At 62.3% G+C, this 14326-nt stretch carries 10 protein-coding genes and 1 pseudogene; 5 read left to right on the top strand and 6 right to left on the bottom strand.

Annotation, left to right across the window (positions count from 1 at the left end):
- Positions 1 to 1235: 1235 nt before the first annotated feature.
- From NKI25_RS16505 to NKI25_RS16495, 4 genes are all read right to left on the bottom strand, one after another.
- The gene (locus NKI25_RS16505) at positions 1236 to 1763 is read right to left on the bottom strand and encodes a recombinase family protein (RefSeq protein WP_502897388.1); all 528 of its coding nucleotides are present in this window, start codon (positions 1761 to 1763) and stop codon (positions 1236 to 1238) included.
- Positions 1756 to 1992: a recombinase family protein gene (locus tag NKI25_RS36465; RefSeq protein ID WP_502897387.1), complete on the bottom strand. Its 237-nt coding sequence runs from the start codon at positions 1990 to 1992 to the stop codon at positions 1756 to 1758. Before NKI25_RS36465 ends, NKI25_RS16505 begins: the two co-directional genes overlap by 8 nt.
- Before the next feature lie 321 nt (positions 1993 to 2313).
- Positions 2314 to 2832, bottom strand: a complete 519-nt coding sequence (locus NKI25_RS16500) for a DUF417 family protein (RefSeq protein ID WP_352998738.1) — start codon at positions 2830 to 2832, stop codon at positions 2314 to 2316.
- A 137-nt stretch (positions 2833 to 2969) separates the two neighbouring features.
- The gene (locus tag NKI25_RS16495; RefSeq protein WP_352998737.1) at positions 2970 to 3374 is read right to left on the bottom strand and encodes a YybH family protein; all 405 of its coding nucleotides are present in this window, start codon (positions 3372 to 3374) and stop codon (positions 2970 to 2972) included.
- A 439-nt stretch (positions 3375 to 3813) separates the two neighbouring features.
- Between NKI25_RS16495 and NKI25_RS16490 the strand changes: the two genes are divergently transcribed.
- The gene (locus NKI25_RS16490; RefSeq protein ID WP_352830538.1) at positions 3814 to 4023 is read left to right on the top strand and encodes a hypothetical protein; all 210 of its coding nucleotides are present in this window, start codon (positions 3814 to 3816) and stop codon (positions 4021 to 4023) included.
- 8 nt (positions 4024 to 4031) lie between these two features.
- Positions 4032 to 4697, top strand: a pseudogene (locus NKI25_RS16485) (Cif family virulence factor); the annotation flags it as partial.
- A gap of 37 nt (positions 4698 to 4734) precedes the next feature.
- On the opposite strand, the gene NKI25_RS16480 reads toward NKI25_RS16485, so the two are convergent.
- Both NKI25_RS16480 and NKI25_RS16475 read right to left on the bottom strand, forming a co-directional pair.
- Positions 4735 to 5501, bottom strand: a protein-coding gene (locus NKI25_RS16480; protein ID WP_352622789.1) for an IS5 family transposase whose coding sequence is annotated in 2 segments (ribosomal slippage) — positions 4735 to 5189 and positions 5189 to 5501 — 768 coding nt in all. Because the reading frame shifts where the segments join, the coding sequence is not laid out codon by codon here.
- 43 nt (positions 5502 to 5544) lie between these two features.
- Positions 5545 to 5823 (bottom strand): DUF6959 family protein, encoded by a 279-nt coding sequence (locus NKI25_RS16475; protein ID WP_352458679.1) that lies wholly within the window; start codon positions 5821 to 5823, stop codon positions 5545 to 5547.
- Positions 5824 to 6445: 622 nt separating this feature from the next.
- Between NKI25_RS16475 and NKI25_RS16470 the strand changes: the two genes are divergently transcribed.
- From NKI25_RS16470 to NKI25_RS16460, 3 genes are read left to right on the top strand one after another with little or no spacing between them, the layout of a single operon-like run.
- Positions 6446 to 12679, top strand: a complete 6234-nt coding sequence (locus NKI25_RS16470) for a GAF domain-containing protein (protein WP_352998736.1) — start codon at positions 6446 to 6448, stop codon at positions 12677 to 12679.
- Complete coding sequence (locus NKI25_RS16465; RefSeq protein ID WP_352998735.1) at positions 12676 to 13065, top strand: response regulator; 390 nt, start codon at positions 12676 to 12678, stop codon at positions 13063 to 13065. Before NKI25_RS16470 ends, NKI25_RS16465 begins: the two co-directional genes overlap by 4 nt.
- Entirely contained in the window at positions 13062 to 14315 is a 1254-nt protein-coding gene (locus NKI25_RS16460) for an adenylate/guanylate cyclase domain-containing protein (protein WP_352998734.1), read from the top strand. The genes NKI25_RS16465 and NKI25_RS16460 overlap by 4 nt, the downstream gene beginning before the upstream one ends.
- The last annotated feature ends 11 nt before the right edge of the window (positions 14316 to 14326 follow it).

The following is a 14326-nucleotide window of genomic DNA, read 5'->3' as shown; positions in this document are numbered from 1 at the left end:
TTACGTTGGCCTGTTCGGCGTGGCCGTAGAAGCCCTCGAGCACCACCGTCAATCTGATTGCCGATGTTACGCCCTCAGTTTGACAACAGACTCCCGGGCTATCAGCCAGGGCTCAATCAGCAGCCTTTCGTACTGACGTTTCGGGCTCTTCAGACGGCCGAGCGCGTAAGCCCCGCCGATTTGCGTCCGATATCGCGTAGAAACAACTCGACGGTCGGGCTGGCCGCGGGCGTGTCGTCGCCGTGCTGCACGGAGGCAACCTCGTCCTGGGCCTGGCCGGTCCACTCATTCCCACCACCACCGCCGCGACGTCGGAATAGGAGACTCACCCCGGCTCGCTGCCTATCGGAAAAAAATGCAAAACAGAGTCGGCAAAGCACTCGCAACAGCAAGCCCCAACCCCTGCCAAGGTCTACCCCTCGCCAGTTCGGTGTGACCCAAGAGAAGCGCGCGAACGTGCGCCTGTCGCGCTCGCGGACGACACACCGGCAACACTCCTGCTGCATGACCTTGTGCAGCCGCCAGACAAGATGATGGCGATCGATCTGTCTGGCTGCCGGCGTTGCCGGCAGCCATCGGGACGCAGTTCGGGCACAGGTCGAGCGCAGGGAGATCAGGCCATGGTGATCGTTCTCGCGGGAGTAAAGGTGATGGCGTTGGCGACCGGTGGGCGATCCTGTACTCGCTGCTCGAGGCCGCCAAGCTCAACGGGCGTCGAGCCCTTCGCGTATCCCGCCGACGTCCTCTAGCGCATGGTCGACGGACATCCCGTCAACCGGCCTCGACGAGCTCCTGCCGTGGGCTTGGAACGCGACATCCTGTCAATGCCTGACATTAGATGCAGTTCCCGGATGCATGCTCACCCTCATCTGCGGCCAACCTTCCGGCCGCAATTTCCGCGACGAGTAGGCCGAACTGCGATCGAGGAGGTATGTGGCGATCATCGCGATGTCACCGAGAACGCTGAACGAAATTGGCTAGGAACAACGTGTTTCGACTCGAATCCAGTTTCACCCGGCCGTGGCTCGATCGCCGTCAGATCGGCGACCGCGTTGCCCGCCGGAGCTCATGGCGCCATTGCGCCCATTGATGCGCAGCATCGTGTCGACCAGCAGACAGAGCGGTAACCGTTCCAGCAATGGCTGTCATCATAGAGCGAATATTGGAACCGATCCTAGAGCTGCGCTCGCCGCATCATAATCACTTGGAGAATGCCCGGAAATGGCGCTTTTTTCTCATTCCGATCGAGGGAAGCTACGGAAGAAAACCACCTCTCGCGACCTTTCCTTGTCGCGAAAACTCCCGATCAAAGCGACGGTTTTGCAACTGACTTTTGCACAGTCGCAGAACTCAACTATTGCGACAACATTTCCTGCTTCCCGCTTTCCTTCTGATGTCGAGCCCAGACGCTTCACCTGCGCTTCGCTGCAGCCGGTCAGCTTCGCCGTCCTGCTGATACTGTTGCCGCCAGACCGGAAGACAATAATGCGTTCGTGTGTCACCAGGTCAGCTTGGCGTCCGGCATATTTCCCGCCCGCCTTTGCCAATTCGATACCTTGCCTCTGGCGTTCGCGGCGATCCTCGAAGTCGTCTCGAGCCATTTGCAGGGCGAGCTTCAGCAACATTTCCTGAATGGACTCGAGCACGATCTTGGCGACGCCGTCGGCGCTGGCCGCGATGTCGCTAAGATCCACCACACCAGGTACGGCAAGACGAGCACCCTTATTCCGAATTGTTTCGATCAGCTTTTCAGCTTCAGGCAAAGGTAGACGACTGATGCGGTCTATCTTCTCCGCAACGACAACCCCCCCGCTGAAGGTCCGCGATTAGACGAAGCAGCTCCGGCCGGTCGGCGCGAGCGCCGGATGCCTTTTCGCGGTAGACGCCGGCGATGTAGTACCCGGCATCCCTCGCCTCAGCGATGATCGATTCCTGGCGATCAAGATCCTGCCCTTGCGTACTGACCCGCAGATAAACACGAGCAACGTGCATATCCCCCTCCCGCTCGGCTCATTTAGATATACTTCAATGCGCTCTGGCAGAATTCGGCAAGCGGATAGCCCCATAGGCTGGGTCAGAAATACGCCGCAGCAACCGCCATGATTGCGGTGGTCGCGAAACTGCCCATTGTGGCCCCTGAACATTAAGCGGGCACCGATATACGATAGAAAAATCAAAGCATGAACACCGGCCCGCTTTCGGACTCGCGGGCTTGTCCCAAGCGAGTCGAAGGGCGCGGTAAGGTGGAGCCCCGCCATTTGGCCCGTATAAATGGATGACATGTTCTGCCACTCGCCTTCGACCTGGATTCGCTTAGGTAGCCCCTCTGTCCAATCTGTTCAGGCTTTCGCCCAGTACGACAAGCGCGATGCCGAGCAACGCGATATCCTTGATTAGGAACTGGCCGAGGGGACCGAGCGCTGGAAAGCCCAGCGCAGGCTCCCAGATCGGCAGGACAATCATGATCGAACAGGTGACCAGGAAAATTAGCGCGGCCGAGGCCCCGCCGGCCACACCGGCGCGCGCCGACCAGGGGTAGGCAATCAGCAGAAGCGCGGTCGCGATCTCGACGACGCCAAGCACATAAGAGGCACCGGCCTCACCAAAGACCGGATACATCCAGGCGAGCCAAGGCGTGCCGCCGATCAGCGGTCTCAACGCCTCGATCTCGACCCTCGTGAACTTCATCCCGCCGATCATGAGAAGCGGCAGTATGACCCCGGTCAGGGCGACGATCCGTCCGGCTTTCCTGATCGCGGCGATCTTTCGCGCCCACGGCCGGGGAGTTGTCTCGTCTTGACCTTCAGGCTCTGATGTTTTTAGAACCGCCATGGGTATCCTCCTCCTGTTCGATGACACCGTGTCGTGCTTGGGGCTCAAGGTTCAATCGGTGTCGTAGATTTCGCTGGCTACTGTCCAGCCTCAGACTGTGCTCGCACGTTTTGCAGCAAGACGACCGCAAGGATGGCTTACTTGTATGGGTACGAGTGGTGTTCGTGAGCGATGATCCAGCGGTCACCCTCTTTCCGCAATCCGACGGTGAGGCGAAGGCGGGTTGCCGGATCCTTTTCAAGCTCGTCCTTCGTACCGCACCGCAGCAATGCGGTTGCAAAAGCAACCCGGTCGCCCGCCGTGACATCCAGCCGCTCGATCGCGAAAACGCCGCCGTATTTGAAGTGGTCGAAGAACGGACCCCAGCTATCCCGGTAAGCCTCAATTCCACGAAGTTCGTTCGGGGGTGGGACATCGAACATCACGAGGTCCGTCGCGTGATCCGCCATGATCGTCTCCAGGTCTTGCTGCTGCACGGCGTTCGCCCAGCGCTCGATAAGCGCCTGGATGTGTGCCTCAGCGTCACGCTCCTTGTTCACCATTAGAACTCTCCTCCTCCTCGATATTCTTCCGTCGAGCTGGTTCTGTATCGAGGACGATCGGGAGGCGTTCAATCCGACATTGGGTGATCATACTTGGCTCCGTTCAGCCAATCCGGCTGCTGCGACGCGTGTTCTTGAGTGTCAGCTTAGGGAGAGACGTTCAACTTTCCGTGGGTCGCGAGAGGGTCAAAGTCACTGGTTTCGGTCAACGTCCGCTTACGAGCCGCCAAATCGGCCCAGCAAGGTCCGGTTTGGTGAACTTGGGCCGGTAGCGGTCACTCGAAGGTTCGCTTCACCGAGAGCCGACACTCCAAGCGGAACAGCTTTTGATGTTTGGCGCGCCGCTCGGGGTGTCCATCTCCGGATGTGACTGGAATTCGGCTCCTGTCGTCCGCGCGCATGACAGGTCAAAGCCGCTGCTCGTGTCAGGATGTCTGTGATGAACCTAGGATCGGAGGACGTCATGGATATCTACAGTCTCGTTGCCGCGAACCTTCAAACTTCGGCTCGTCGGTCGCCGATGAACGCCGAAGCCGAAAACCGCTACTATTCGAAGCAGCTCGCCGTGCCCCGCTTTGGCCCGGGGCTGCTTCGGTCGATCGCCATGACGGCCAGCGTAGTCCTGGTGATCGGCATCGTCCTGATTTGAGGCGGCTCATGCCACGACTGGCCAGCCGTGCTATGCTGCGAACTGACGTCACCGGAGATCGCGGGATGGACGACAGCGAGGTCGACAGGGCCGCGATCCTGACAGTGATCCGCGCCGAGACCGAAGCTTGGCTGAAGCGCGATTTCGAGGCGCTGGCGAGCCACTGGGTGCAGTCGCCGCAGACCCGCCGGATGGAAGCCTTCGCGTCGCTCGGCGTGCGAGTCGACGAAGGCTGGGACGCGATTGCTGCGCGGATCAAGAAGATCGTGGAACGATTCCCGGAGAAACAAGCCTTCGCGGAGCGCGTTCGGTGGGAAAAGGTCAACGTCATCGTCGACGGGAATATGGCCTGGGTCACTTACGACCAGATCGGAACCGACACTGGCGAGGATCGCAAGCGGCTGCTCAAGATCATGCATCGGCTCGAGGGCGCCTGGAAAATCGGGTGCATGGTCCTGATGGAGAGCGGCGTTACGGAAGCAAACTGCCCACTGATCGAGGTCGACGCGGATGCGCGGATACTCTGGACGAATCGGCTGGCGGGGGAGCGGATGCGCGGCCATCCTGGCCTCGTCAGCGCCGCAGGCCGTCTGCGCGCCCGGCAACGCGAGCGCGACGCCGGGCTGCGCGATACGATACGCGTGGCATTCACTTCGGAGCCAAGCTCCGATCCGGCATCTGGTCAAAGATAGCGTCGGTTGTGGGCGCGAATTAGGCCGTAGACTCATTAGCGCGAAGCCATAGCCTGATCGAAGCGAGCTGGATCATGGCGAGGAAGTTGGCAGCCAGCTTGTCGTAGCGGGTGGCGACGCGACGGAAGTGCTTCAGCTTGGAGAAGAACCGCTCGATCAGGTTGCGCTCGCGATAGAGCCGCTTGCTGAAGCAGGGTTTCCACTTCCGGTTGCGCTTGGCCGGGATGTTCGGCGTGGCACCCTGCTGCTGGATCAGCTCCCGGATGCGGTCGGCATCATAGGCCTTGTCCGCCAGCACGATGGCGCGCGGACCGAGGTGGTCGAGGAGTGTATCGACGATCTGCCCGTCATGGGCTTGCCCTGCTGTCAGGCCGAGCCGGATCGGCAGCCCGCACGCATCGACGACCACGTGGATCTTGGTCGTGAGCCCGCCTCGGGAGCGGCCGAGACATTGATCTGCATCCCCTTTTTTCCTGTCGCAGCCTGCTGGTGCGCCCGGATAGAAGTGCTGTCGATCATCTGGATTTCACCGTCATGCGCGGCACTGACAGCGTCCATGAGCCGATGCCACACGCCTGCTTTTCGCCATCGCACGAAGCGGTTGTAACAGGTCGTGCGCGGTCCATAACGCTCCGGCAGGTCGCGCCACGGTGCGCCTGATCGTAGCACCCAGAAGATGCCGTTCAGCACGCGGCGGTCGTCCACGCGCGGCACGCCTCGCGGCTTGTTGGGCAGGAGCGGTTGGATCACGCGCCATTCGAAGTCGGTCAGATCATATCGGCTCATACAGCCGCTGAATCACATCAGCGACGATATTGAAAGGCCGGCTTCAGGGTGCCTGCTGTTCTGAGAAGGGAAGCGCTATGTCGTGCTCCAGCAGTGTAACCTTATAATGGTTGAGATATGACCACAGAGCGTTGCGAAGATCATTCAGTTCGTCGTAACCCGGCGAACCTCGCCCGACTTCCTTGCAGGCCAGATCCGCTCGCTGACACAGAATATAAAGGCTGTCACCCTGAACGAGAACGCCGGGGAAGGCCCGACCAGGATGCCGCATGACAGCGGCATTGGTCTTGTCCGATAGTATCTCGACGTTCTCGCTACGCATCAGTGTCTCGCGGATCGGCTTGCTGCACCGTCAGAGCATGAGCCCGCTCACTCCGCAACCCTTTATGGGTTCACGACCTAGAATCCGCAATAGCGCTTGACCGGTATATGGCCGGCTACGCCAGGCATAACGATATGATCGCTCGGTCCAAGTCCGAAATCCTTACGAGGCGCGCTCGCGCGAGGTCGAGGATCGCTGGCTGGGCCCGCGGCAGAATTGAGCGTTTCGCGCAGTGGCTGCCGTGGAGTTGAGCTGTCGGTGCGCTATTTCCACTTTACGCTAGACCCCGGCCGTTTTGGACCACTCACGCCGAACGGCCGGTTATGGCGCGACCGAGCCGGCCCGCTCCATCGGTAGCGGTTTCGCAGATCGGCTCTTTCATGCATCGACCGCCGAGGAGCTGCACAACTCGCATTCCTATGGCGGCCGCAGCGTCTTCGGCTGGGAGCCGCCACCCGAGGAGGCAAGGACTGCGCATCCGTCTCAGGTGACGGGCGCCGGCCAGAAGGCGCGGTTTCGGGCAAAAGCCTAGTTTCCCAGTCTCATTCGGCTTATTGTCCATGGCTCAGTGGCTTGGTGGCACGGCGCCGCGCTCAAGCGCCACTGGTCGGGGACAGAGACCGTGCGGGACTCCATCGCGGAACTCGAAGCCAGGATAGCGCTGCTCACCCGGGAGCTGAGTGAATCGCGCGCCGAGCAGACGGCAGCGAGCGAAATCCTGCGCGTGATCGCCGCATCTCCGACCGATATACAACCCGTTCTGAACGCGGTCGCGGAAAGAGCTGCCCAGCTCTGCGACGCGTTCGACGCGATCATCTTCCTGCGACACGGCGAATTGCTGGTCATGGGAGCCCATCACGGGCCGATCCCGGTCGACTTCGCCGCTTTCCCAATCGCGCGGGATTGGGTCACGGGCCGAGCCGTGATCGATCGTGCGCCAACGCATGTGCATGACCTCCTTGCCGCCGGCGACGAGTTCCCCACAGGCCAATCGATGGCCCGGCGGCTAGGTCACCGGACAATTCTCGCGACGCCTCTCCTGCGTGAGGACGAAGCGATCGGAGGGCTTGTCATTCGCCGCACCGAGGTAAGGCCGTTCAGCGACAAGCAGATTAGCTTGCTCAAGACTTTCGCCGACCAAGCCGTCATCGCGATAGGAAATGTGCGGCTGTTCGAGGAGGTGCAGGCGCGCAACCACGAAGTGACCGAAGCGCTTGAGCAGCAGACGGCAACAGGTGCGATCCTCAGAGTGATCGCGTCGTCGCCGACCGATATCCAGCCGGTCCTACAGGTTGTCGCCGAAAGTGCCGCGCAGTTCTGCGATACCAACGATGTGGCGATCTTCCTGCCGAAGGACGGAGCGCTTGCCGTCAAGGCGCATTACGGGCCTATCCCGTTGGACATGCCGCCTGAGCCGATCGCACGCAACTGGGTCACCGGTCGCGCCTTTGTCGACCGCGAGACGCTGCATATTCACGACCTTCTCGCTTCCGGCGAGGAATTTCCCGTCGGTCAAGCCATGGCTCAACATGCCGAGCATCGGACTATTGTCGCCACGCCGCTGATGCGCGATGACAAGGCGATCGGCGTGCTCGTCATCCGGCGCAATGAGGTCAGGCCCTTCAGCGACAAGCAGATCAACCTGCTCAAGACCTTCGCCGATCAAGCCGTCATTGCCATCGAGAATGTCCGCCTGTTCGACGAGGTGCAGGCGCGCAATCGTGAGGTGACGGAGGCGCTGCAGCAACAGACGGCGACGGCCGAGGTGCTGAAGACGATCAGCAGTTCGGCGTTCGATCTCGACGCAGTGCTGCACACGCTAGTGAAGTCCGCGTCCGATCTCTGTCACGCGGCGATGGGATGCATCTACCTGCGCGATGACGACGTTTTCCGGCCGGCGATGCAAGTCGGCTGGACGCAAGAGTTCTACGAATATATGAGCCAACACCCGATGCGCCCGGGGCGTGGCTCCGTCACTTCGCGTGCCGCGCTGACCGCTTCGATCGTGCATATCCCCGACGCTCTCGACGATCCGGAATATACTTTCGGGGGCCCGCAGGTCGGCCACTTCAGGACGCTTCTCGGCGTTCCGTTGATCCGCGATGGCAATGTGACGGGTGTTTTCGTGCTGGCACGCCCGACCGTGAAGCCCTTCAGCCAGCGCGAGATCGAGCTGGTTCAGACATTTTCGGACCAGGCTTTGATCGCGTTGGAAAACGTTCGCCTGTTCGACGAGGTGCAAGCGCGCAACCGGGCGCTGACCGAATCGCTGGAGCAGCAGACGGCGACGAACGACATCCTCAGCGTCATTTCCAGCTCGCCGACCAACCTGCAGCCGGTTTTCGACATGATCGCCGAAAGGTCTGCGTGTCTCTGCGATGCAGAGTACTGCGTGGTCTTCAGGTTCGACGGCCAGCTCATCCATTTCGTGGCCCAGCACGGGCTTTCGCCGGTGGGCTATGAGGCCATGGCACGCGCCTATCCCATGCCGCCCGGTCGCACCAGCACCACTTCCCGGGCGGTGATGAGCGGCAAGCTTGAGCAGATACCCGACGTCCAGGCGGATCCCGACTACGCAATTGGCGACGTGGCGAAGGCCGTCAATGCCCGCTCCATCACTTCAGTGCCAATGCTCAAGAACAACCGCGTGATCGGCGCCATCAATGTCGCCCGATCACTGCCGGGCCTCTTTGCTGCGCGACAGATTGCGCTGCTGCAAACCTTCGCCGACCAGGCCGTTATCGCCATCGAGAACGTTCGCCTATTCGACGAGCTCCAGGCGCGGACGGCTGAACTGGGCGAAGCGCTGAAGCAGCAGACCGCGACGGCCGACGTGCTCAAGGTCATCAGCCGCTCGGCCTTCGATCTGAGCAGCGTCCTGCAGGCGCTGATCGAGTCCGCGGCCGGGCTCTGCAACGCCCGAACCTCGGGAATTTACATGCTGGATGGCGGCGTCTACCGCCTCGGCGCGGCGCACGGCCAGTCGCCCGAGTTCCGCGCCTTCGAAGAGGCGCATCCGGACGTCGTGGGGCGCGGCTCATGGGTCGGGCGCGCGGCGCTGGAAAGGTCGGTGGTTCACATTCCCGACGCGTCACAGGATACCGAACACCAGTTCCCCGAGGTCGCGAAGCTCGGCGGCTTCGCGTCGATCCTGTGCGTTCCGCTCATGCGTCAGGGTCAGCCGATCGGCGTCTTCGCCTTGACCCGGCCAGAAGTCGGCCCGTTCACCGATCGCGAGATCGAGCTTGTCCAGACCTTCGCCGATCAGGCGGTGATCGCCATCGAGAACGCCCGCCTGTTCGAAGAGGTGCAGGCGCGCACGGCGGAATTGGGTGAAGCCCTGCAGCAACAAACCGCGACGGCCGACGTGCTGAAGGTGATCAGCCGCTCGGCCTTTGATCTGCAAACCGTGCTCGACACGCTTGTCGAATCTGCCATTCGAGTCTGCGAGGCCGAAAAGGGCGCCATCTTCCAGCGAAACGATGATCTCTATCATTTCGCCGCCAGTTTCGGTTTCTCGGAGGAATACGAGCAGTATGCGAGGGAAAATCCCGTCGCTGTCGCTCAGGACAGCATCACCGGACGAGTGGCTCTCGAAGCCAAGACGATCCATATCGCGGACGTCCTGGCGGACCCAGCATACAAAGCCTTGGGATACCAGCAGCTCGGCGGATATCGCACCTGTCTTGGCGTTCCGCTGCTCAGCAAGGGACTTCCGGTTGGCGTCTTCGTTCTCACCCGGCCCGTCGTAAAACCCTTCACTGGAAAGCAGATCGAGCTTGTCGAGACGTACGCCGACCAAGCGGTGATTGCCATCGAAAATGTCCGTCTCTTTGACGAGGTGCAGGCGCGCACGGCGGAATTGGGCGAAGCGCTGCAGCAGCAGACAGCGACGGCCGACGTGCTGAAGGTGATCAGCCGCTCGGCCTTCGATCTGCAGACCGTGCTCGACACGCTGACGCAATCGGCTGCACAGCTTTGCGAGGCGGACATGGCGGGAATCACCCGGCAGGAGGGGGAAGGCTTCTATTACGCGACCAACTACAATCTCTCTTCGGATTGGCAGGAGTACGTCAAGGACAAGCGCCTGGCGCCCGGACGCGGCAGCGTGGTCGGGCGGGCATTGCTCGACCGCAAGATCGTGCATGTGGCCGATGTCCTAGCCGATCGGGAATACACGTTCCTGGAATCGACCAGCAAGGTTTGGTTCCGGACGGTGCTGGGTGTGCCGTTGATGCGTGAGGGAAATCCGATCGGCGTGCTCGTGCTGGCCCGCCAGAATGTCCAACCTTTTACCGACAAACAGATCGATCTGATCCAGACCTTCGCCGACCAGGCGGTCATAGCCATCGAAAACGCGCGGCTCTTCGACGAGGTGCAGGCGCGCACGGCGGAGCTGAGCGAGTCGCTGCAGCAGCAGACGGCGACGGCCGACGTGCTGAAGGCGATCAGCCGCTCGACCTTCGACCTCCGGGCAGTGCTCGACGCACTGGCCGAATCGGTGACCCGGCTGTGCGAAGCGGACAACGCCTCGATCGTGCGTGAGACGGACGGCAAATTCGTCGAGGCGGCGAGTTACGGCTATCCGGCCGAGACGGGAGAATATTTCAGCGGCTTTGTGCACGTGCCGGGGCGCGGCACCGGAGTCGGCCGCGTCCTGCTCGAAGGCAAAGCCGTCCAGATTCCGGACGTGCTGGCAGACGCCGAGTACACGCTGCGGGAAGGACAGCGGCTCGGCGGATATCGGACGGTGCTGGCCGTGCCGCTGCTGCGCGAGGGGCTTCCGATCGGCGTTTTCTCGCTCACCCGCTCGACGGTGCGGCCCTTCACCGAAAGGCAGATCGAACTCGTCGAAACCTTCGCCGATCAGGCGGTTATCGCCATCGAGAACGTCCGCCTGTTCGACGAAGTACAGGCGCGCACGGCGGAATTGAGCGAGTCGCTGCAGCAGCAAACGGCGACGGCCGACGTGCTGAAGGCGATCAGCCGCTCGACCTTCGACCTGCAGCCGGTTCTCGACACGCTCGCGGAATCCGCGGCCAAGCTGTGCGACGCGGACACGAGCGTCATCTTCAAGCGCGACGGCGATCTCTACCGGTGGTCCGCCGACTACGCCAATTTGCCTGAGGCCGCGGTTTTCGCCAAAGCCAATCCCTTCGCCGCCAGTCGCGACAGCGTCACCGGACGTGTGGCCCTCGAAGCGCGCGCCATCCACGTTTCGGACGTGCTCGCCGACCCGGAATACGGGGCAACGCAGCTCCAGAAGCTCGGCGGCTACCGGACCATTCTGTGCGTTCCGATCCTGCGCGAAGGCGCGCCGGTCGGCGTGTTCGCGCTGACGCGATCCGAGGTGCGGGACTTCACGCCGAGGCAGATCGAGCTCGTCGAGACATTTGCCGACCAGTCCGGGATAGCCATCGAGAACGTCCGCCTGTTCGACGAGGTGCAGGCGCGCACCCGCGAATTGGGCGAGGCGCTGCAGCAACAGACCGCGACCGCCGACGTGCTGAAGGTAATCAGCCGCTCCGCCTTCGATCTGCAGACGGTGCTCGATACGCTGACGGAGTCCGCAGTGCGGCTGTGTCGCGCCGACAAGGGCGCACTGGAGCGGCTGATCGACGGCGGCTTCCGGTATGTCGCCATGTGCGGATTTCCGGCGACCTTCCGCGCCTACGGTGACGCCAATCCGACACAACCAGGCCGCGGATCGGCTGTCGGGCGTGCCGTCGAAGAGCGGCGCATCATCCAGATAGATGACATCCTGGACGACCCCGAATACACACATGGGGCAGTCGCCGAGGCTGGCGGCATACGCACGGTGCTGGCGGTGCCTTTACTGAGGCAGGACGAGTTGATCGGCGTCTTCGCCATGATCAGGGCCGAGCCGAATCCTTTCACGACGAGGGAGATCGAGCTGGTCAAGACCTTCGCCGACCAGGCGGTGATCGCCATCGAAAATGTCCGCTTGTTCGACGAGGTGCAGGCGCGCACCCGCGAATTGTCGCGCTCGCTCGAAGATCTGAGGACCGCGCAGGACCGCCTCGTGCAGACGGAGAAGCTGGCCTCGCTCGGCCAGCTGACGGCGGGCATTGCGCACGAGATCAAGAACCCGCTCAATTTCGTCAACAACTTCTCGGCGCTCTCCGGCGAACTCATCGATGATTTGAGCAGCGTGCTGGCCGGAGCGCCTTTGGAGGAGTCCGTGCGCGACGAGGTCGCCGAACTTACCGGCATGCTCAAGGGCAATCTCGACAAAGTCGTGCAACACGGCAAGCGAGCCGATTCCATTGTCAGGAACATGCTGCTGCATTCGCGGGCGGGTTCGGGGGAGCATCGCCCGATCGACATCAATGCCGTGGTGGAGGAGAGCCTGAACCTTGCCTATCACGGCGCGCGCGCCGAAAAGCCGGGGTTCAACGTCACGCTGACGCGGAGTTTCGACCCGCAGGCGGGCGATGTCGATCTCTACCCGCAGGAGATCACGCGGGTGCTTCTCAACCTCATCTCCAACGGCTTTTACGCAACCGCCAAGCGCAGCGCGTCGGCGAACGGCGCGGGCTATGAGCCGACGCTCTCCGCCGCCACCAGGAGTCTCGGCGACCGTGTCGAGATCAGTATCCGCGACAACGGCACCGGCATTCCGCCGGAGGTAAAGGAGAAGATGTTCAATCCGTTCTTCACGACCAAGCCGGCAGGCGAAGGCACCGGGCTCGGCCTGTCGCTCAGCCACGACATCGTCGTCAAGCAGCATGCCGGCACGATCGACGTCGACAGCCAGCCAGGCGAGTTCACGGAGTTCCGGATTGTGCTGCCGCGCGCCGCGGCCTCGCTCGCAAAATCGGCAGGTGAAGCATGAGCCTCCTCATCCTGGTCGTCGACGACGAGCCCGACGTCGAGCCGCTGCTTCGCCAGCAGTTCCGCCGCGACATCCGAGCCAGCCGCTTCACCATGGAGTTCGCGCAATCGGCGGCCGATGCGCTGGGGCAGATCGACCGCGCCGAAGGGGTGACTCTGATCCTGGTGCTGTCCGACATCAACATGCCCGGCATGAGCGGGCTTGAGCTGTTGCCGAAGATCAAGGTGCTGCGGCCCGAAGTCCCGGTCATCATGATCACCGCCTACGGCGACGCCGAAACCAAGCGCAAGGCATTGGAGAACGGCGCCGAAGCGCTGCTGACCAAGCCGATCGACTTTGCGGCGCTCAGGCAGCAGATCGAGACGCGGCTGGGAATGGTGGCGTGACAGCGCGTATCCTCGTGGTCGACGACGAGCCCGACCTTGAGGCCTTGATCGTTCAGAAGTTCCGTCGCCAGATCCGCGACGGCGCGGTCATTTTCCTGTTTGCCAGCGATGGAGTGGACGCCCTGTCCGTCATCGACGGCAACAGCGACATCGACATGGTGCTGTGCGACATCAACATGCCCCGCATGGACGGCCTGTCGCTTTTGGAGAAGCTGCAGCAGGCCGAGGGGCTGCAGCTTTCGACGGTCATCGTTTCGGCTTATGGCGACATGGCCAACATCCGCACCGCGATGAACCGCGGCGCCTTCGATTTCATCACCAAGCCGATCGACTTTGCCGACCTGGAGACCACGATCGCCAAGACGCTGAAGCATCGCGAGGTGCTGCACGAGGCGCAGCGGCGGCAAGCGGTCGCGGAGCGCGCGCATGCCTCGCTGTCGCGCTATTTCTCGCCCAACCTTGCCGAGCGATTGGCCGGCGACATCGACGGGCTGGCGCTCGCAGGGCAATGGCGTGAGGTCGCCGCGCTGTTCACCGACATTACAGATTTCACTGCGCTGGTGGAGACGATCGACCCAGCCACGCTAGGCACGCTCCTCAACGACTATCTGGCTGGGATGACCGATATCGTCTTCGCGCATGAAGGAACCGTCGCCAAGATCGTCGGCGATGCGCTGTATGTGCTGTTCGGCGCGCCTGGCGAACAGCACGATCATGCCGCCCGCGCGATCGCCTGCGCGCTCGAGCTCGACGCGCTGTCGCAGTCGTTCCGTGACGTCTGGCGCGCCAAGGGGATCACGCTCGGCGCCACCCGCATCGGCGTCCATGCCGGTCCGGCGCTGGTCGGCAATTTCGGCGGCGGCCGTTTCTTCGACTACACGGCCTATGGCGACACCATCAATATCGCGGCGCGTCTCGAAGCCGCCAACAAACAGCTGGGCACGCGCATTTGCGTCAGTGCAAGTGCTGCCGGGCGTATCGACGGTTTCAGCGGGCGGCCGGTCGGCGATCTCGTGCTGCGGGGCAGGAGGGAGGCGCTGCGCGCCTTCGAGCCGTTGCTGCCCGGGCAATATGACGATCCCTCGACGGCCAGTTATCTCGACGCCTTCGCCAAGCTGGAGGCCGCCGACCTCGGCGCGCTCGGCGCATTCGCCGCGCAGGTCGGCACGCGCTCGGACGACCAGCTTGCGAGCTTCCATCTGAAGCGGCTGCTGAACGGCGCCAAGGGAACGCAGATCAGTCTCGACTGATCCTACATTGC

Source organism: Mesorhizobium sp. M0808, from assembly GCF_040320025.1.
Taxonomy (GTDB): Bacteria; Pseudomonadota; Alphaproteobacteria; order Rhizobiales; family Rhizobiaceae; genus Mesorhizobium.
The sequence above is the reverse complement of the archived record's forward strand: the minus strand, read 5'-3'. Positions and strand labels throughout refer to the sequence as shown.